Raw genomic sequence first — 19,686 nt, 5'->3', positions numbered from 1 at the left:
AGAAGGTGCTCTCATGAATAAGAAATATGCAATAATTGTAGCTGCTGGTAAGGGTACCAGAATGAATTGTAAGCAAAATAAGGTTTTCCTAGATTTGAAAGGAAAACCGATTTTATATTATACAATAAAGACTTTTGAGGATAATGAGAATATAGATAACATAATATTAGTGTTATCAGAAGCTGAAATAGAATACTGCATGAATAATATTATAAATAAATATGGAATAAAAAAAGTATGTAAAATTGTTAAAGGTGGTCCTACAAGGCAAAACTCCGTTATGAATGGATTATTAGTGGCAGAAGAATGTGATTTAGTCTTAATACATGATGGAGCTAGACCATTTATTGATAACAAAATAATTGATGATGGAATAAAATATGCTAAAATATATGGTGCATGTGCTTGTGGAGTTAAACCAAAGGATACAATCAAAATCAAATCCGTAGAAGGATTTTCAGAAGGAACATTAAAAAGGGATACATTATTTTCTGTACAGACCCCTCAATGCTTTAAGTATGATTTGATACTTAATGCTCACAAAGAGGCAATGAATAAGGGGATAGATGCTACTGATGATACAGCCTTAGCAGAAGAAAATGGTGACAGTGTTTATTTATATGAAGGTAGCTATAATAATATTAAGATAACTACTCCAGAAGATCTTATAATAGGGGAGAAAATCCTATATAACTATGTGGATTTATAGTGTTAATTTGTTGGGAGGAAATAGCATGAAGTTATTTAACACGATGACAAGACAAAAGGAAGAATTTACTTCTATAAAACCTGGGGAAGTAAATATGTATGTTTGCGGACCTACAGTTTACAATTTTTTTCATATAGGAAATGCCAGGACCTTCTTAGTATTTGATACTGTTAGAAGGTACTTTGAGTATAAAGGCTATAAGGTTAATTTTGTACAAAACTTTACAGATATTGATGATAAAATGATTAATAAAGCAAATGAGGAAAACATAACAGTAAAAGAATTAGGTGACAAATATATTGAAGAATATTATAAAGATGCAGATGGGCTTAATATTGAAAGAGCCACAAAAAATCCAAGAGCTACAGAGTTTATAGATGAAATAATAGATTTTGTTAAAGATCTAATAAACAAGGGATATGCATATGAAGTGGATGGAGATGTATATTTTAATGCTAAGAGTTTTAAAGAATATGGTAAGCTTTCCGGCCAAAATCTAGAAGATCTTCAATTAGGAGCTAGAATTTCTATAGATGAAAGAAAAAAAGATCCAATGGATTTTGCAGTTTGGAAAAGCGAAAAGCCGGGTGAACCTTCTTGGGATAGCCCATGGGGTAAAGGAAGACCAGGCTGGCATATAGAATGCTCATGCATGGCTCATAAGCTTTTAGGAGAAACAATTGATATTCATGCTGGTGGTGCTGACTTAGTTTTCCCGCATCATGAAAATGAGATAGCTCAAAGTGAAGCAAGAACAGGAAAAGCTTTTGCGAATTATTGGATGCATTCTGCATATCTGAATATAAATAATAAAAAGATGTCTAAGTCTTTAAATAATTTTTTTACTGCAAGAGAAATTCAAGAAAAATATGAACCAGAAGTGATTAGATTATTTATGCTTTCGGCTCATTATAGAACACCATTAAATTTTAGTGAGGAGCTTCTGGAAAGTGCAAAAGCCTCAAATGAAAGATTATATAATGCTATATCTAATCTTGAGAGCTTAGTGAGGGAAGTTAAAACAGAAACACTAAAAGAGGAAGAAAAAGAATATATAAATAAATTAAATTCATATAAAGACAAATATATTGAAAAAATGGATGATGACTTCAATACAGCTGATGCCATAGCAGTAATTTTTGATTTAGTTAAGGATATAAACACTAATGTAACTATTGATTCATCTAAAGCCTTAGCAGAATATTCCTTAGCTTTAATTAGAGAGCTGGGCAAACCTTTAGGAATACTACAAAAATCAACTATATGCAATTTAGATGATGAGATCGAGGCGTTAGTTGAAAAAAGACAGCAAGCAAGAAAGAACAAAGATTGGGCTTTGTCAGATAAAATAAGAGATGAATTAAAGGAAATGGGAATAATATTAGAGGATACTCCTCAAGGGGTAAGATGGAAAAAAATAGACTAACATTAAAATAGTAAGTAAGCATTTTTAGAGTGTAGTACTATATGTAGTTCAATAGGTGCTACACTTTTAAATTTAATAAAAGTATAGTATTATATGTTTAAAAGCTTGAAAATATTTAAAGGGGATAAACGAAATGGAATTTAGTTTAACAGATAAGGTATTTTCTATAAATGAAGCAAAGCAATTAAATCCTTTGGTGCTTGCATTTATAGGAGATGCTGTATATGAAGTGTTTGTAAGAAGTTATCTTATTAATAACTATAGAGATTTATCTTCGCATAAATTGCATGTTAAGGCTATATCCTTTGTAAAAGCACATTCTCAAAGTGAGTTTATTAAGGGAATAGAAGATAAACTAACTGAAGAAGAATATTCTATTTTTAAGAGAGGAAGAAATGCAAAATCAGGAACTGTCCCTAAAAATGCTGATGTTCAAGAATATAGAATGGCAACGGGCTTAGAGGCGTTAGTTGGTTTTTTATATATAACAAATCAAAGAGAGAGATTAAAACAACTATTGGATCTTATAATAATATATAGTTTAAAAGAAGGAGTGAAACGATAATGGCTCTAAAGGTAAATTTGATAGAATATACCCCAAATCCGGAAAAAGTAATTGCTTCATCAGCAAAGCTTTGTTATAGTGCTGTTGGTGTAGACGAAATTCTAGATGGATTAGATGAGGAAAATGTTCAAAAGTTTTTGGACAAGTTGATGTCTTATGGACATATGTCTCCAATCGAACATGTATCATTTACATTTGCTATTGAAGGAGTTTCAAGGTCGCTTACTCATCAGTTAGTAAGACACAGGATAGCCTCATATTCTCAGCAAAGTCAACGATATGTTAAATTGGATCAGTTTGAATACATAATTCCACCGGAAATTGCAGAAGATGATACTGCAAAAGAAATATATATTGATGCTATGAAAAAAAGTCAACAGAGTTATGATGAAATAACTAGTATACTAAAAGAAAAATATATAAGTAGGGGTATGAGTAAATTAAATGCTGAAAAAAAAGCAATTGAGGATGCTAGATATGTTTTCCCTAATGCATGTGAAACTAAAATAATGGTTACAATGAATGCTAGAAGCTTAATAAACTTCTTTGAGCATAGATGTTGTAATAGAGCACAATGGGAGATACATATTCTGGCAGATGAAATGCTTAAAAAATTAAAGGAAGTTGCTCCAATATTATTTAAAAATGTTGGCCCTAAATGTGTAAAAGGACATTGTCCAGAAGGCGCAATGACCTGTGGAAAGATAAAAGAAGTTCAAGAGAAATATTCTAACATATAAATTTAAAGGTGAGGTACTTATATGAAAGATTATAAGAAAAAAGATATTGCAAAAAAAGGTATTGTAAAAAAAGAAATTAAGGATAAAGAACCTATTGTAAAAGAAATTAGAGAAGATTTAATTGAAGGAAGAAATGCAGTAATAGAAGCATTAAAAAGTGATAGAACTATAGAAAGTTTATTAATAGCTAAAGGTGATATGACTGGATCTATTGAAAAGATACTAGCCATGGCAAAGGAAAAGAAAATTGTAATAAAAGAAGTTGATAGAAAAAAATTAGATTCTATGTCTTCAACTGGAGCGCATCAGGGAGTTATAGCTGTAGTTACTCCTTATAAGTATTTTCATATTGAAGATATTTTAAAATATGCCGAAGATAAAAATGAGAAGCCTTTCATACTTATACTAGATGAAATTGAAGATCCGCATAATCTAGGTTCAATTATAAGAACTGCAGAAACCTGTGGAGTTCATGGAATTATAATTCCTAAGAGAAGAAACGTAGGCATTACACCAACTGTTTATAAGACTTCTGCAGGGGCAATTGAGTATATGAAGATAGCTAAAGTTTCTAATATAAACTCAGTTATTGATGAACTTAAAGAAAAGGGATTATGGATATATGGGGCAGATATGGATGGCAGTGAATATTGCTTTAAAGGGGATTTCGATGGCTCGGTGGCATTGGTAATTGGAAGTGAAGGAAAAGGAATTTCCAAGTTAACTAAGGCTAAGTGTGACATGCTATTTAAAATACCTATGGTAGGTAATATAACATCCTTAAATGCATCAGTAGCGGCAAGTATAATGATGTATGAAGTACTAAAACAAAAGATTCAAAATAAATAGGTAATAAATAACGTGAGAAATGTATTTGTAGATGGTTATAATGTAATAAATAGCTGGCCTGAATTGAATAAGATTAAGCAGTATAGCTTTGAAGCAGCACGTGTGGAGCTTATAGAAATTATGCAAAACTATTCGGCATACCACGGGTATAAAATATTCTTAGTATTTGATGCTCATATGGTTAAAGGCAGTATAGAAAAAAAAGAAAGAATGGGTAATGTTGTAATTGTATTTACTAAAGAGGGAGAAACTGCTGATAGTTTTATTGAAAGATATGTCAGTCTAATAGGTAGAAAGATAGAAGTTTGTGTGGTAACTTCAGATTCTTTAGAACAACAAGTAACGTTCCAAAGAGGGGCTACAAGAATGTCTTCTATAGAGTTCTATAATGAAGTAAAACTTACAGGTCATAAAATAAGTATAAATACAAAAAATAGTAATGCGAGCAATAGAGTAACTATAGAAGAAAGAATAAATGAGGATATATTAGAAAAACTTGAAAAAATTAGAAGAAGTCATTAAATTCTCTTGACGAAAAATTTCCTTTTAATGTATAATTAAGCTTGTTAGAATAACCAGATTCTAGGTCCGGCGGTGGAGGGGATACTTTGATAAATGATTCAGTAATTGACGAAAAAAATAATTATTCATTAGAAGACAAATTAGATGAAGAAATTGCATTAGAAGCAAAACGGGGAAATGTACAAGCTCTAGAGTATTTAATAAATAAATATAAGAATTTTGTAAAAGCTAAAGCAAAGTCGTATTTCCTTATTGGTGCAGATAAAGAAGATATTTATCAAGAAGGAATGATTGGTTTATTCAAATCTATAAGAGATTATAGGCCAGATAAATTATCTTCATTTAAAGCTTTTGCAGAATTATGTGTTACAAGACAAATTATCACAGCTATTAAAACTGCCACTAGACAAAAACATATACCACTTAACACATATATTTCCCTAAACAAGCCAGTATATGATGAGGAATCAGATCGAACATTACTAGATATACTATCTACTGTTAAAGTTTGCGACCCAGAGGAACTGGTTATAAGTAGAGAAGAGGTTTCAAGTATAGAAACTGAAATAGGAGAAGCACTGTCAGAACTTGAGTTGGAGGTTTTAAATTCATATCTTCAAGGGAAGTCATATCAAGAAATTGCATGTGATTTAGATAGACACTCTAAGTCTATTGACAATGCACTACAAAGGGTTAAAAGGAAGCTGGAAAAATGCTTAAACAAAAAGACGAAAAGCAGTTGACAAAAAAAAATGATAATAGTAAAATAGATAATTGGTGTAGGACTATAGTAATATAGAATGTAATCATGCTTGTAATGAATCGACGCATGCATTAAAGTGGAGTTATGTGTATATTAATGTCTTAAATGTGAAGTGCCCATGTAGCTCAGTTGGCAGAGCGTCACCTTGGTAAGGTGGAGGTCGCCGGTTCAAGTCCGGTCGTGGGCTCCATGAGTTGAAATAAATAACAACACACCAGGACAAGTTTACGAAAATAACCCAGTATCCAGTATGATTATTGAAAACATTAATTTTGGATGGAAATCATGATAAAGAGGAGGAAAAATAAATGGCAAGACAAAAGTTTGAAAGAACAAAGCCACATGTAAACATAGGAACAATCGGTCACGTAGACCACGGTAAGACAACAACAACAGCAGCAATCACAATGACACTTGCAAAAGAAGGAAAAGCGCAAGTACAAAGATATGACGAAATAGACAAAGCACCAGAAGAAAAGGAAAGAGGAATCACAATCAATACAGCACACGTAGAATATGAAACAGATGCAAGACACTATGCACACGTTGACTGTCCAGGACACGCTGACTATGTAAAGAACATGATAACAGGAGCAGCTCAAATGGATGGAGCTATCCTAGTTGTATCAGCAGCAGATGGTCCAATGCCTCAAACAAGAGAACATATACTACTAGCATCAAGAGTTGGAGTTAACCATATAGTAGTATTCTTAAATAAAGCAGACCAAGTAGACGATCCAGAACTATTAGAATTAGTAGAAATGGAAGTAAGAGATCTATTAAACGAATACGGATTTGATGGAGATGGATGTCCAGTAGTAGTAGGATCAGCATTAAAAGCAATAGAAGAAGATGATGATCAATGCATAAAAGACTTAATGGCAGCGGTAGATGAATACATACCAACACCAGAAAGAGCAACAGACCAACCATTCTTAATGCCAGTAGAAGATGTATTCACAATAACAGGAAGAGGAACAGTTGCAACAGGAAGAGTAGAAAGAGGAGTACTACACGTAGGAGACGAAGTACAAATCGTAGGAATGAAAGAAGAAATAGGAAAGACAACATGTACAGGAGTAGAAATGTTCAGAAAGATGTTAGATGAAGCAATGGCAGGAGATAACATCGGAGCATTACTAAGAGGAGTACAAAGAAACGAAATCGAAAGAGGTCAAGTATTAGTAAAACCAGGTTCAGTAAAACCACACAAGAAATTCGTAGGTCAAGTATACGTATTAAAGAAAGAAGAAGGGGGAAGACATACACCATTCTTCAACGGATATAGACCACAATTCTACTTCAGAACAACAGACGTAACAGGATCAATCGCATTACCAGAAGGAGTAGAAATGGTTATGCCAGGAGATCACATTGATATGACAGTAGAATTAATAACTCCAGTAGCAATGGAAGCAAACTTAAGATTTGCCATCAGAGAAGGTGGAAGAACAGTTGGTTCAGGAGTTGTTACTACTATTTTAGAATAGGTTAAACTGACAGGGCTAGGTTTATAACTTAGTCCTGTAAATATAAATCATAAAAAACATACAAGAAAATAGTTATATACTTGAAAATTGGGTATAGAAAAATAAGTTGACATATACAGCAACTTGTGATAAGTTTGTTAAGTGACACTCAAGAATGATAAAAATTGTACTTAACAGTATACTAATAAATGTAGCATGTCTGTGTGTGTACGCAGAATCAGGAGGTGTAGATTGTGAGAGTGAAAGTAACTTTAGCTTGTACAGAATGTAAACAAAGAAATTACAATACAATGAAGAACAAGAAAAATAATCCTGAAAGATTAGAAATGAGAAAGTATTGCAAGTTCTGCCGCAACCACACACTTCACAAAGAAACAAAGTAGTTGCTAGTATTCACTAATAAAGGCTGGGGATGTGAATAAAATGGCTTTGAATGAAAAGAAACAAGTAGGAGAATCATCAAAAGGACTGGGCAAGTTTTTGATGGAAGTGAAGGCAGAAACTAAAAGAATAACTTGGCCGCCTAAAAAGGATATTAAAAAATCTACCATAATAGTGTTACTTTTTTGTGCTGTTAGCGCAGTGCTAATAGGAGCAATGGACTATGGCTTAAGTAGTCTATATAAGTTGATATTCAGTAAATAAATAAAAAAAGGGAGGTAGGAATGAGGATTACCTCATCCTAAAATTATGGCAGAAAAAGCTAGATGGTATGTTGTTCATACTTATTCAGGTTATGAGAATAAGGTGAAAATGAATTTAGAAAAAACAATTGATAATAGAGGGTTACATGAATTAGTTCACGACATACAAGTCCCTATGGAAGAAGTAGTTGAAGTTAAAGATGGAAAGAAAAAGATAACTCAGAAAAAAGTGTTTCCGGGATATGTACTTGTAAAAATGATAATGTCAGATGATTCTTGGTACATAGTTAGAAATACTAGAGGAGTTACTGGATTTGTAGGTCCTGGATCAAAGCCAGTTCCTCTTACCGATGAAGAAGTAGCAACTATGGGAATTGCCGAAAGCAATACTGTGAGTATAGATGTTTCTGTAGGAGAGAGTGTTCAAGTGGTTTCTGGACCATTGAAAAACTTTGTTGCAATAATACAAGAGATTAATCTTGAAAAACAAAAAATTAAAGCGTTAGTTAATATGTTTGGCAGGGAAACACCTGTTGAACTAAATTTTAACCAAATAGAAAAATTAGACTAACCTACTATAAGACTTAGTCTTATAAAGTGGGAGAGCTTATGCTCGCATTACCACATATGAGGAGGTGTAAACTATGGCAAAAAAGGTAGTAGGAATGATAAAGCTTCAACTTCCAGCAGGAAAGGCAACTCCAGCACCACCAGTTGGACCAGCGCTTGGACAACACGGAGTTAACATTATGGCATTCTGTAAAGAATACAATGCTAAAACTGCTGATCAAGTAGGAATGACTGTTCCAGTTATAATTTCTGTTTACCAAGATAGATCTTTCAGCTTTATTCTTAAAACTCCTCCAGCATCAGTTTTAATTAAAAAAGCAGCTGGAATAGAAAGTGGTTCAGGAGAACCAAATAGAAAAAAAGTAGCAAAGATCAATAAAGAACAATTAAGACAAATAGCTGAAACAAAAATGCCTGATCTAAATGCAGCATCAATAGATGCAGCTATGAGTATGATAGCTGGAACTGCAAGAAGTATGGGAGTAACAGTTGAAGAATAATATAAATCGTTAGTGGGAGGTAAAAACCGCTAAAACCACAAGGAGGTAAGAAAATGGCAAAACAAGGTAAAAATTACTTAGAGAGTGTTAAGCTTATAGATAAGAACACTTTATATACACCTTCTGAAGCTATAGACCTTACTTTAAAAACAGCTAAAGCAAAATTCGATGAAACTATTGAGTTATCTGTAAGACTTGGTGTAGATCCAAGACACGCAGATCAACAAGTTAGAGGAGCAGTAGTGCTTCCGCATGGAACTGGTAAAGTAGTTAGAGTTTTAGTTTTTGCTAAAGGTGATAAAGTTAAGGAAGCTGAAGCTGCAGGTGCAGATTATGTTGGAGCAGAAGAATTCATTGATAAAATCCAAAAAGAAAATTGGTTTGAATTCGATATAGTTGTAGCTACACCAGACATGATGGGATTAGTAGGAAGATTAGGTAGAGTATTAGGACCAAAAGGTTTAATGCCAAACCCTAAATCAGGTACTGTTACATTTGATGTTGCTAAAGCTATCGCTGACATTAAAGCTGGTAAAGTTGAATACAGAGTTGATAAAACTGCTATTGTTCACGTTCCAATTGGAAAAAAATCTTTTGGAGTTGAAAAACTTGCTGATAACTTCAGTGTGTTAATGGAAGCAGTAATCAAAGCTAAACCAGCAGCTGCAAAAGGACAATATGTTAAATCAGTTGTATTATCAAGCACAATGGGCCCAGGAATTAAAATAAATCCTTCAAAAGTTTTAGGTTAATCTTGACCCAAAAGATAAGCTTTGATATAATCAAATATGTTGTATTAAATTGAAAAAGATAATACTCCGTAGACAGTAGGTGCGAAAGCATAACGGAACCCAACCTACCGAGGATTAAAATATTCGGTGAGTCGATTTTTTAGCCTCTTTGCATCTGTCTGCGAAGAGGCTTTGATTTTTATTAAGGAGGTGGCTACAGTGATAAGCAAAAATAGGCAATTAAAAGAAGCTAAAGTTCAAGAAATAAAAGAAAAGCTTGAAAAAGCCGAAGCGGTCGTACTTGCTAGTTATCAAGGATTAAACGTTGAAGAAGATACAGAGCTTAGAAAGAAATTAAGAGAAGCTGGTGTAGAATACAAAGTATATAAAAATACATTAGTTACTCTTGCTGCTAAAGAATTAGGAATCGACGGGATCGTACAATACTTAGAAGGACCTATATCTATAGCGATAGCATATGATGATGCTACAGCTCCAGCAAGAATACTTAATGATTTTGCTAAAAATCATAAGAAATTAGAATTAAAAGCTGGAATCGTTCAAGGTGCTGTATATGATCAAGCTAAAGTACAAGAACTTGCAACAATACCACCAAAGGAAGTTCTTATTGCAAAACTACTTGGCAGCTTAAAAGCTCCAATGTCAAACTTAGTATACTTATTAAATGCTATAGCTGAAAAAAATGGTTCAGCTGAAGTAACAGAGTAAAAATAAAAAAACAATCTAATTGAGATTTTTTAAAAATTATGGAGGTGCTATTAAAATGACAAGAGAAGAGATTATTCAAGCTATAAAAGAAATGTCTGTTTTAGAATTAAATGAATTAGTAAAAGCATGTGAAGAAGAATTTGGAGTAAGTGCTGCAGCACCAGTTGCTGTTGCAGGTGCACCAGCTGCAGCTGGAGAAGTTGAAGAAAAGACTGAATTTGATGTAGTATTAGCTAATGCTGGTGCTCAAAAGATAAAAGTTATAAAAGTAGTTAGAGAATTAACTGGATTAGGATTAAAAGAAGCTAAAGAAATAGTTGATGGGGCTCCTAAGACACTTAAAGAAGGCGTAGCTAAAGAAGCAGCTGAAGATATGAAAGCAAAACTTGAAGAAGTTGGTGCAACAATAGAAATAAAGTAATAATCTGACTTGAAGAAAGGCACTTATATTAAGTGCCTTTTTTGAATTTATATAGGTAAGTATTGACATAGGTACTATGTTATGATATTATAATTTATTGCATGAAAGTATAGATATTTTGGTATACCCAAATTAGCATTAATTGAATTAATTAAATATTTTTGGTTATACTAACAAGATGAGTATGTGTAATCTAGGACTTTAAGCCCTAGAGTGTTACATTTTTTGTTATTATTACGCAAGGGGTGAAATTTTAATGGTACATCCTATTCAAATTGGTAAAAGAACTAGAATGAGTTTTTCAAAAGTTAATGAAGTATGTCCAATGCCTAACCTTATAGAGGTGCAATTGAACTCTTATGATTGGTTCTGGGAAGAAGGATTAAAGGAAGTTTTTGAAGATGTTAATCCTATACAGGATTACACAGGTAATCTAGTACTAGAGTTTATTGACCATAGTTTAGACAGAGATGCTATAAAATATTCTGTAGAAGAATGTAAAGAAAGAGATGCTACTTATGCAGCACCGTTGAAGGTTAAGGTAAGATTACTTAACAAGGAAACTGGAGAAGTAAAAGAACAAGAAGTGTTCATGGGTGACTTTCCATTAATGACACAGCAAGGAACATTTGTTATTAATGGAGCAGAAAGAGTAATAGTAAGTCAATTAGTAAGATCTCCAGGCTCATATTATGGATACAATGTAGATAAAACAGGAAAAAAACTTTTTTCCTCAACTGTAATTCCAAATAGAGGAGCATGGTTAGAGTACGAAACAGACTCTAATGATATAATATATGTAAGAATAGACAAAACAAGAAAACTTCCTATAAGTATCTTAATAAGAGCTCTAGGTTTAGGAAGTGACGTGGATATTATAAACTATTTTGGAGAAGAAGAAAGATTAAAGGCAACTATAGAAAAGGACAATACAAAAGCTAAAGATGAAGCATTGCTAGAAATATATAAGAGATTAAGACCTGGTGAACCACCAACTGTAGATAGTGCAGTTTCTCTTATAAATTCTTTATTCTTTGATCCAAAGAGATATGACTTATCCAGAGTTGGTAGATATAAGTTTAATAAAAAGTTATCTATCTATGTAAGACTTTTAAATCAAGTTGCAGCACAAGATGTAGTTAATCCATTTACAGGAGAGATTATTGTTCAAAATGGAGAAGTTATTGATCGAGAAAAAGCTCTAGAAATTCAAAATTGTGCTATAAATGCTGTTGATGTTCAAGTAGAAGATAAAGTTATTAGAGTAATAGGAAACCACTTTGTAGACATACATAAATTTATAGATTTCGATATATCTGAATTAAAAATTAGGGAGCATGTGCATTACCCTACTCTAAAGAAAATATTAGATAATTTTACTGATGAAGATGCAATAAAAGAAGAAATTAAAAAGAATATACAAGAATTAATTCCAAAACATATAGTAATAGATGATGTTTATGCTACAATCAGCTATGAACTAGGATTACCTTATGGTATTGGAAATATTGATGACATAGATCATTTAGGAAATAGAAGATTAAGATCTGTTGGAGAATTACTTCAAAACCAATTTAGAATCGGGCTATCAAGAATGGAAAGAGTAGTTAAGGAAAGAATGACTATTCAAGACCAAGAAGTTATAACACCCCAAGCATTAATTAATATTAGACCAGTTGCAGCGGCTATTAAAGAATTCTTTGGAAGTTCACAACTTTCACAATTCATGGATCAAACTAACCCATTGTCAGAATTAACACATAAGAGAAGATTATCAGCCTTAGGACCAGGGGGACTTTCAAGAGAAAGAGCTGGATTTGAAGTAAGAGACGTTCATCACTCTCACTATGGAAGAATGTGTCCTATAGAAACACCAGAAGGACCAAATATAGGATTAATAAATTCACTTGCATGCTATGCGAGAGTAAATGAATATGGTTTTATTGAAACACCATACAGAGTTGTTGATAGAAAAGAAATGAGAGTAACTGATAAAATTATCTATTTAACAGCTGATGAAGAGGATCAATATTTAGTTGCTCAGGCAAAAGAACCAATAGATGAAACAGGACATTTTATTGATAACAAAGTCACAGTTAGAGTAAGAGAAGATATAATATTGGTTCCTAAAGAACAAGTAGATTTAATGGATGTATCTCCAAGACAAATAGTATCTGTTGCTACTGCCATGATACCATTCCTTGAAAATGATGACGCCAGCCGTGCCTTAATGGGATCTAATATGCAGCGTCAAGCAGTTCCACTATTAAAGCCAGCAGCTCCAATTGTAGGAACAGGAATAGAATATAAAGCGGCTGTAGACTCAGGAGTACTACCAAAGGCAGAACATGATGGAGTAATAACTTATGTAAGTGCAAATGAAATAAGAATAAAGAGAGACTCTGATGGTGGTATTGACAAATACAAACTTCTAAAGTATAAAAGGTCAAATCAAGGAACATGTATAACTCAAAGACCTATTGTTGATAAGGGAGAGAGAGTTAAAGTTGGCCATGTGCTTGCAGATGGACCATCAACTGATTTTGGAGAAATAGCATTAGGTCAAAATATCCGTATTGGATTTATAACTTGGGAAGGATATAACTATGAGGATGCTATGCTAGTATCTGAGCAATTAGTTCGTGATGATATATTTACTTCTATTCATATAGAAGAGTATGAAGCTGAAGCAAGAGATACAAAACTAGGACCTGAAGAAATCACAAGAGATATACCTAATGTCGGAGAAGATGCATTAAAGAACATAGATGAACGAGGAATTATTAGAATAGGAGCTGAAGTAAGATCTGGTGATATATTAGTTGGTAAAGTAACTCCTAAGGGAGAAACTGAACTTACTGCAGAAGAGAGATTACTTAGAGCTATATTCGGTGAAAAGGCAAGAGAGGTAAGAGATACATCATTAAGAGTTCCACACGGAGAAGCAGGTATAATTGTTGATGTAAAAGTATTTACAAGAGAAAATGGGGATGAACTTCCTCCTGGAGTAAATGAATTAGTAAGATGTTATATTGCACAGAAGAGAAAAATATCAGTTGGAGATAAGATGGCTGGTAGACATGGTAATAAAGGTGTTATCTCTAGAATACTACCAGAAGAAGATATGCCATTCCTTCCAGATGGAAGACCTCTTCAAATATGCTTAAATCCATTAGGAGTTCCTTCACGTATGAACATTGGTCAAGTGCTTGAAGTTCATTTAGGATGGGCAGCTGCAGGAATGGGTTGGCATATTGCTACACCAGTATTTGGAGGAGCTCTTGAAAGTGAAATTGTAGACTTATTACAAGAGGCTGGTTATGATGCTGATGGTAAGACTATATTATACGATGGAAGAACTGGAGAACCATTTGACAATAGAGTTACAGTAGGTTATATGTATATATTAAAGCTTCATCATTTAGTTGATGATAAGATACATGCAAGATCTACTGGACCTTATTCTTTAGTTACACAACAACCACTAGGTGGAAAGGCTCAATTTGGAGGCCAAAGATTTGGAGAAATGGAAGTTTGGGCACTAGAAGCATATGGAGCAGCACATACACTTCAAGAAGTTTTAACAGTTAAATCTGACGACGTTGTTGGTAGAGTTAAAACTTATGAATCCATTGTAAAAGGAGAAAACATTCCTGAACCTGGAGTACCTGAATCCTTCAAAGTACTTATAAAAGAATTGCAAGCATTATGCTTAAATGTTAGAGTACTTAGTGATACTAATGAAGAGATTAAAATTAAAGAATCTGTTGATGAAGAAATGGAAGATTTGGGTATTAACATTGAAGGTAGCGAAGATGTTCTTCTTGTTAAATCTAGTGCTGGTATAGACGGCGATGATATCATAGAAGAGGAACTAGATGAATTAGGAGATGTGGATGAAGATTTAGATGATTTTGATGAAGATTTAAAAATAGATTATGATGAACTACCATTAGATGAGCTTGAAGACGGTCTAGAACTAGAAGATTTTAATGATGAACATTAATGCGGAGGGAGGATTTACCCTTGATAGAATTAAATAATTTTGAGGCTTTGCAAATTGGTTTAGCTTCACCAGAACAGATAAGAGAGTGGTCTAGAGGAGAAGTTAAGAAACCTGAAACTATTAACTATAGGACCTTGAAACCTGAAAAAGACGGATTGTTTTGTGAGAGAATATTTGGACCAATTAAAGATTGGGAATGTCACTGCGGTAAATACAAAAGAGTTAGATATAAAGGTATAGTATGTGACAGATGCGGAGTTGAAGTTACTAAATCTAAGGTTAGACGTGAGAGAATGGGGCATATAGAACTTGCTGCCCCTGTATCTCATATTTGGTATTTCAAAGGCATACCATCAAGAATGGGACTTATATTAGATATGTCACCAAGATCTTTAGAAAAAGTGCTATATTTTGCATCATATATAGTGCTAGACCCTAAAGAAACGCCATTACTTAAAAAACAATTACTAAGTGAAAAAGAGTATAGGGAAAGTGTAGATAAATACGGAGAAGATGCTTTTTCAGCTGGAATGGGAGCTGAGGCTATTAAAAACTTATTAAGGGAGATAGACTTAGAGCAACATTCAATTGAATTAAAAGAAAGTTTAAAAACAAGTACAGGTCAAAAGAAAGTAAGAACTATAAGAAGATTGGAAGTTGTAGAGTCTTTCAGAAAGTCAAATAATAGACCAGAGTGGATGATTATTGATGTAATACCTGTTATTCCACCAGATTTAAGACCAATGGTTCAATTGGATGGAGGAAGATTTGCAACATCAGACCTTAATGATCTTTATAGAAGAGTAATTAATAGAAATAATAGATTAAAAAAGCTTCTAGATTTAGGAGCACCAGATATTATAGTTAGAAATGAAAAAAGAATGCTTCAAGAAGCTGTAGATGCATTAATAGATAATGGTAGAAGAGGCAGACCAGTAACTGGTCCAGGGAATAGACCACTAAAATCACTATCTGACATGCTAAAAGGTAAACAAGGAAGATTTAGACAAAATCTATTAGGAAAACGTGTTGACTATTCAGGACGTTCAGTTATAGTTGTAGGACCAGAACTTAAGATGTATCAATGTGGACTTCCAAAAGAAATGGCGCTTGAATTATTTAAACCATTTGTAATGAAAAAACTTGTAGAAAGTGGAGCAGCACATAATATTAAGAGTTCTAAAAAGATGGTAGAGCGTGTTATGCCACAAGTATGGGATGTGCTTGAAGAGGTTATATCTGAGCATCCAGTACTATTAAACCGTGCTCCTACTTTACATAGACTTGGAATTCAAGCATTCCAACCAGTCCTTGTAGAAGGAAGAGCTATTAAACTTCACCCTCTAGTATGTACAGCATATAATGCGGACTTTGATGGTGACCAAATGGCTGTTCACGTACCACTTTCAGTAGAAGCTCAAGCTGAAGCTAGATTTTTAATGCTTGCAGCAAACAATATCTTAAAGCCATCTGATGGAAAGCCAGTTTGTGTTCCTACACAAGATATGGTATTAGGATCCTACTATTTAACTTTAGATAAAGATGGTGCTAAAGGAGAAGGAAAAGTATTTGCTAACACTGATGAAGTTTTAATGGCTTATAATGCAGGTGTAGTAGATATACATGCTAAGATAAAAGTAAAAATGTCTAAAATTAAAGACGGGAAAACTATATACGGCATAATTGAAACTACCCCAGGGAAAATAATATTTAATGAATCAATACCACAAGGTTTAGGTTTTATAGATAGAAGTAAGCCAGAAAATGAATTTAAATTAGAAGTAGACTTCTTAGTAAGTAAGAAAAATTTAGGTAAAATAATAGATAAATGCTACAACAAGTATGGTCCAACAATAACATCTACAATGCTTGATAAAATCAAAGCTAAAGGATATCACTATTCATCAATAGGAGCTATAACAATATCAGTTTCAGACATGACCGTACCTGGAAATAAAAATCAGTTGCTTGCTGATACTGATGCTGCAGTAGAAAAAATAGAGAAGATGTATAGAAGAGGTTTTATATCTGAAGATGAAAGATATGAAAGAGTTATTGAAATATGGACTCAAACAACAGAAGATGTTGCAAATGCATTAATGGATAATCTAGATAAATTCAATCCTATATTTATGATGGCTGATTCAGGAGCCAGAGGTTCAAAATCTCAAATTAAGCAATTAGCTGGTATGAGAGGACTTATGGCTAATCCATCAGGAAAAATTATAGAATTGCCTATAAGAGCATCCTTTAGGGAAGGACTTGACGTATTAGAATACTTTATATCAACTCACGGAGCTAGAAAAGGTAATGCGGATACAGCTCTAAAGACAGCCGATTCAGGATATTTAACTAGAAGATTGGTTGATGTAAGTCAAGATGTAATAGTTAGAGAAGAGGATTGCGGCGCTGAAGAAGGATACGAAGTACAAGAAATAAGAGAAGGTAATGAAGTAATTGAATCATTAACTGAGAGATTAAACGGAAGATATTCAGCAGAAGATATCATAGATCCTACAACTGGAGAAGTTCTAGTAGTCAAAGACTCTTACATGAATATTGACTTAGCAGAAAAAGTAGCTGCTACAGGTGTTAAAAAAGTTAGAATAAGATCTGTATTTACATGTAAGTCAAAGCATGGAGTTTGTGCTAAGTGCTATGGAATGAACATGGCAACAGCTACTAAGATTAATATTGGTGAAGCGGTAGGTATTATAGCTGCTCAATCAATAGGTGAACCTGGAACTCAGCTTACAATGAGAACATTCCATACAGGAGGAGTTGCTGGTGCTGATATAACTCAAGGTCTTCCAAGAGTTGAGGAGTTATTCGAAGCTAGAAAGCCAAAGGGTCTTGCTATAATTTCTGAATTAGCAGGTACAGTTAAAATTGAAGAAACTAAAAAGAAGAGAATTGTTCATGTAATGGATGATGAGGGAGAGCAAAAGAGTTACGATATACCATTTGGATCTAGAATAAAAGTAACAAATGGACAGAAAATTGAAGCTGGAGATGAAATAACAGAAGGTTCAGTTAACCCTCATGATATAATAGCTATAAAAGGACCTAAGGAAGTTAAAAATTACTTATTGTCAGAAGTTCAAAAAGTTTACAGACTTCAAGGCGTTGATATAAATGATAAACACTTAGAAGTAGTAATAAGACAAATGACTAGAAAAGTAAAAATAAAAGAGTCAGGGGATACTGATTTACTTCCAGGAACTTTAGTTGATATTTTTGACTTCAATGAAATGAATGATAAAGTAAGAGTTGAAGGTGGAGAAGAAGCTACTGGAGATATAGCATTACTAGGAATCACAAAAGCAGCTCTTGCAACTGACTCATTCCTTTCAGCAGCATCATTCCAAGAAACTACAAGAGTACTTACTGATGCAGCAATAAAAGGCAAAGTTGATCCTTTATTAGGATTAAAGGAGAACGTAATAATTGGTAAGTTAATACCTGCTGGAACTGGTATGATGAAATACAGATCAATAAAATTAAATACTGACAAAAATGAAAATGTAGAAGAAGTAACAAATATTAACGAGGCTTAATATTCATTTTATTGACATAGCCAACGTAAAATGTTAAAATACATTTTGTATGTGATGTTAATGATTAGAGACAGGGTTATTCCTTGTCTCTAACATAATGTTATAAGGAGGTTAGTGGATGGTAAATAGGATAGAAGGTGAAAAAGTCATTGGTATAAAGCAATCACTTAAAAGCATAAAAAGTGATCGTGGAAAATGCTTATATGTAGCAAAAGATGCTGATGCGAAACTAACTACTCCTGTAATAAAACTAGCCAACGAAAAATCACTCCAAATAAATTATGTAGAAACTATGAAAGAATTAGGAGTTCTATGTGGTATTGAAGTTGGAGCGGCTGTAGCATTAGTGACAAAATAACTACGCTATTAATAAACTTTTATATAGTCTATTTAATAATTGAGGAGGTGAAAAAATGCCAACAATTAACCAACTAGTAAGAAAAGGAAGAAAAGCAGTTGAAGAAAAGTCAGCATCACCAGCATTAAAACAATGTCCACAAAAAAGAGGAGTATGTACAGTTGTTAAGACAACAACACCTAAGAAACCAAACTCAGCTTTAAGAAAAGTTGCAAGAGTAAGACTTACAAATGGATATGAAGTTACAGCTTACATACCAGGAGTAGGACACAACTTACAAGAACATAGCGTTGTTTTAATAAGAGGTGGAAGAGTAAAAGACCTTCCAGGTGTTAGATATCATATTGTAAGAGGAGCATTAGACTCTGCAGGTGTTGCTAACAGATTACAAGGAAGATCTAAGTATGGTGCAAAGAGACCAAAACAAAAATAGTTTTAGAAAATAGTGCTATGTCTTCAGCATTTATATAAATAATAATAGATATTTTGCAGAAGAGAGCGCTTTACGGCAGGTAAGCCGAGTACCTGAGAATTAAATTCCATGTTAAGGAGGGAAGAAAAGTGCCAAGAAAAGGAAACGCGCCTAAGAGAGACGTATTACCAGATCCAATGTACAACAGCAAAGTTGTTACTAAGTTAATCAACTATATAATGGAAGATGGAAAAAAGGGAGTATCACAAAAAATATGTTATGGAGCATTTGAAATAATTGCACAGAAAACTGGAAAAGAAGCTATGGAAGTTTTTGAAACAGCTATGAATAATGTTATGCCATTACTTGAAGTAAAAGCTAGAAGAATTGGTGGTGCTACTTATCAAGTTCCTATGGAAGTTAGACCTGAAAGAAGACAGACTTTAGGAATTAGATGGATAGTTGATGCCTCTAGAAAAAGAGGAGAAAAGTACATGAGAGAGCAACTAGCTGGTGAATTAATGGATGCAGCAAATAACACTGGTGCAGCTGTTAAGAAGAGAGAAGATACACATAAGATGGCAGAAGCTAACAAAGCATTTGCTCACTACAGATACTAATAAATTAATGCTAGATATAAAACTGTTTTGGATAATCCAAAACAGTTTTATCCAATTAATTTTCACATTGCAAA

General features: G+C 33.4%; 20 protein-coding genes, 1 tRNA gene and 1 other annotated feature. All 21 genes read left to right on the top strand.

The window, feature by feature from the left end; translation table 11 throughout:
• Nucleotides 1-13: 13 nt before the first annotated feature.
• The gene (gene ispD / locus CLHOM_RS09950) at nt 14-709 is read left to right on the top strand and encodes a 2-C-methyl-D-erythritol 4-phosphate cytidylyltransferase (protein WP_052221544.1); all 696 of its coding nucleotides are present in this window, start codon (nt 14-16) and stop codon (nt 707-709) included.
• A gap of 25 nt (nt 710-734) precedes the next feature.
• On the top strand, nt 735-2,135 hold the full coding sequence (gene cysS, locus CLHOM_RS09945; protein WP_052221543.1) for a cysteine--tRNA ligase: 1,401 nt from the start codon (nt 735-737) through the stop codon (nt 2,133-2,135).
• 133 nt (nt 2,136-2,268) lie between these two features.
• A complete protein-coding gene (locus CLHOM_RS09940; protein ID WP_052221542.1) occupies nt 2,269-2,700 on the top strand; it encodes a Mini-ribonuclease 3 in 432 nt (143 codons plus the stop codon).
• Nucleotides 2,700-3,440, top strand: coding sequence for an FAD-dependent thymidylate synthase (gene thyX, locus CLHOM_RS09935; RefSeq protein ID WP_052221541.1), 741 nt, complete (start codon nt 2,700-2,702; stop codon nt 3,438-3,440). Before CLHOM_RS09940 ends, thyX begins: the two co-directional genes overlap by 1 nt.
• Nucleotides 3,441-3,461: 21 nt before the next feature.
• The gene (gene rlmB / locus CLHOM_RS09930; protein ID WP_052221540.1) at nt 3,462-4,289 is read left to right on the top strand and encodes a 23S rRNA (guanosine(2251)-2'-O)-methyltransferase RlmB; all 828 of its coding nucleotides are present in this window, start codon (nt 3,462-3,464) and stop codon (nt 4,287-4,289) included.
• 12 nt (nt 4,290-4,301) lie between these two features.
• Nucleotides 4,302-4,811 (top strand): NYN domain-containing protein, encoded by a 510-nt coding sequence (locus CLHOM_RS09925; RefSeq protein ID WP_052221539.1) that lies wholly within the window; start codon nt 4,302-4,304, stop codon nt 4,809-4,811.
• Between the two features lie 89 nt (nt 4,812-4,900).
• Entirely contained in the window at nt 4,901-5,554 is a 654-nt protein-coding gene (gene sigH / locus CLHOM_RS09920; protein ID WP_052221598.1) for an RNA polymerase sporulation sigma factor SigH, read from the top strand.
• Between the two features lie 134 nt (nt 5,555-5,688).
• A tRNA-Thr gene (locus tag CLHOM_RS09915) sits at nt 5,689-5,764 on the top strand.
• 118 nt (nt 5,765-5,882) lie between these two features.
• Complete coding sequence (tuf, locus tag CLHOM_RS09910; protein ID WP_052221526.1) at nt 5,883-7,064, top strand: elongation factor Tu; 1,182 nt, start codon at nt 5,883-5,885, stop codon at nt 7,062-7,064.
• A 233-nt stretch (nt 7,065-7,297) separates the two neighbouring features.
• Nucleotides 7,298-7,447: a 50S ribosomal protein L33 gene (gene rpmG / locus CLHOM_RS09905; protein WP_052221538.1), complete on the top strand. Its 150-nt coding sequence runs from the start codon at nt 7,298-7,300 to the stop codon at nt 7,445-7,447.
• Between the two features lie 40 nt (nt 7,448-7,487).
• Nucleotides 7,488-7,709 carry a preprotein translocase subunit SecE gene (secE, locus tag CLHOM_RS09900; protein WP_052221537.1) on the top strand — a complete coding sequence of 74 codons (222 nt, stop codon included), beginning with the start codon at nt 7,488-7,490 and terminating at the stop codon, nt 7,707-7,709.
• A gap of 45 nt (nt 7,710-7,754) precedes the next feature.
• The gene (gene nusG / locus CLHOM_RS09895) at nt 7,755-8,279 is read left to right on the top strand and encodes a transcription termination/antitermination protein NusG (protein ID WP_052221536.1); all 525 of its coding nucleotides are present in this window, start codon (nt 7,755-7,757) and stop codon (nt 8,277-8,279) included.
• 73 nt (nt 8,280-8,352) lie between these two features.
• Complete coding sequence (gene rplK / locus CLHOM_RS09890; RefSeq protein WP_052221535.1) at nt 8,353-8,778, top strand: 50S ribosomal protein L11; 426 nt, start codon at nt 8,353-8,355, stop codon at nt 8,776-8,778.
• Between the two features lie 53 nt (nt 8,779-8,831).
• Nucleotides 8,832-9,530: a 50S ribosomal protein L1 gene (gene rplA, locus CLHOM_RS09885; RefSeq protein WP_052221534.1), complete on the top strand. Its 699-nt coding sequence runs from the start codon at nt 8,832-8,834 to the stop codon at nt 9,528-9,530.
• Between the two features lie 48 nt (nt 9,531-9,578).
• Nucleotides 9,579-9,715, top strand: a sequence feature (ribosomal protein L10 leader region).
• A gap of 16 nt (nt 9,716-9,731) precedes the next feature.
• Complete coding sequence (gene rplJ / locus CLHOM_RS09880) at nt 9,732-10,238, top strand: 50S ribosomal protein L10 (protein WP_052221597.1); 507 nt, start codon at nt 9,732-9,734, stop codon at nt 10,236-10,238.
• Nucleotides 10,239-10,293: 55 nt separating this feature from the next.
• On the top strand, nt 10,294-10,659 hold the full coding sequence (rplL, locus tag CLHOM_RS09875; protein WP_052221533.1) for a 50S ribosomal protein L7/L12: 366 nt from the start codon (nt 10,294-10,296) through the stop codon (nt 10,657-10,659).
• A gap of 256 nt (nt 10,660-10,915) precedes the next feature.
• Nucleotides 10,916-14,665 (top strand): DNA-directed RNA polymerase subunit beta, encoded by a 3,750-nt coding sequence (gene rpoB / locus CLHOM_RS09870; RefSeq protein ID WP_052221532.1) that lies wholly within the window; start codon nt 10,916-10,918, stop codon nt 14,663-14,665.
• Nucleotides 14,666-14,685: 20 nt separating this feature from the next.
• On the top strand, nt 14,686-18,222 hold the full coding sequence (gene rpoC, locus CLHOM_RS09865) for a DNA-directed RNA polymerase subunit beta' (protein WP_052221531.1): 3,537 nt from the start codon (nt 14,686-14,688) through the stop codon (nt 18,220-18,222).
• Between the two features lie 118 nt (nt 18,223-18,340).
• Entirely contained in the window at nt 18,341-18,580 is a 240-nt protein-coding gene (locus tag CLHOM_RS09860) for a ribosomal L7Ae/L30e/S12e/Gadd45 family protein (protein WP_052221530.1), read from the top strand.
• 55 nt (nt 18,581-18,635) lie between these two features.
• Entirely contained in the window at nt 18,636-19,013 is a 378-nt protein-coding gene (gene rpsL, locus CLHOM_RS09855) for a 30S ribosomal protein S12 (protein ID WP_052221529.1), read from the top strand.
• Between the two features lie 128 nt (nt 19,014-19,141).
• Nucleotides 19,142-19,612: a 30S ribosomal protein S7 gene (rpsG, locus tag CLHOM_RS09850; protein WP_052221528.1), complete on the top strand. Its 471-nt coding sequence runs from the start codon at nt 19,142-19,144 to the stop codon at nt 19,610-19,612.
• The last annotated feature ends 74 nt before the right edge of the window (nt 19,613-19,686 follow it).

The organism is Clostridium homopropionicum DSM 5847, from assembly GCF_001263795.1.
In the GTDB taxonomy this organism is placed as follows: Bacteria; Bacillota; Clostridia; order Clostridiales; family Clostridiaceae; genus Clostridium_H; species Clostridium_H homopropionicum.
Note: the sequence above shows the minus strand (reverse complement) of the source record. Positions and strands in the feature narration are given on the sequence as shown.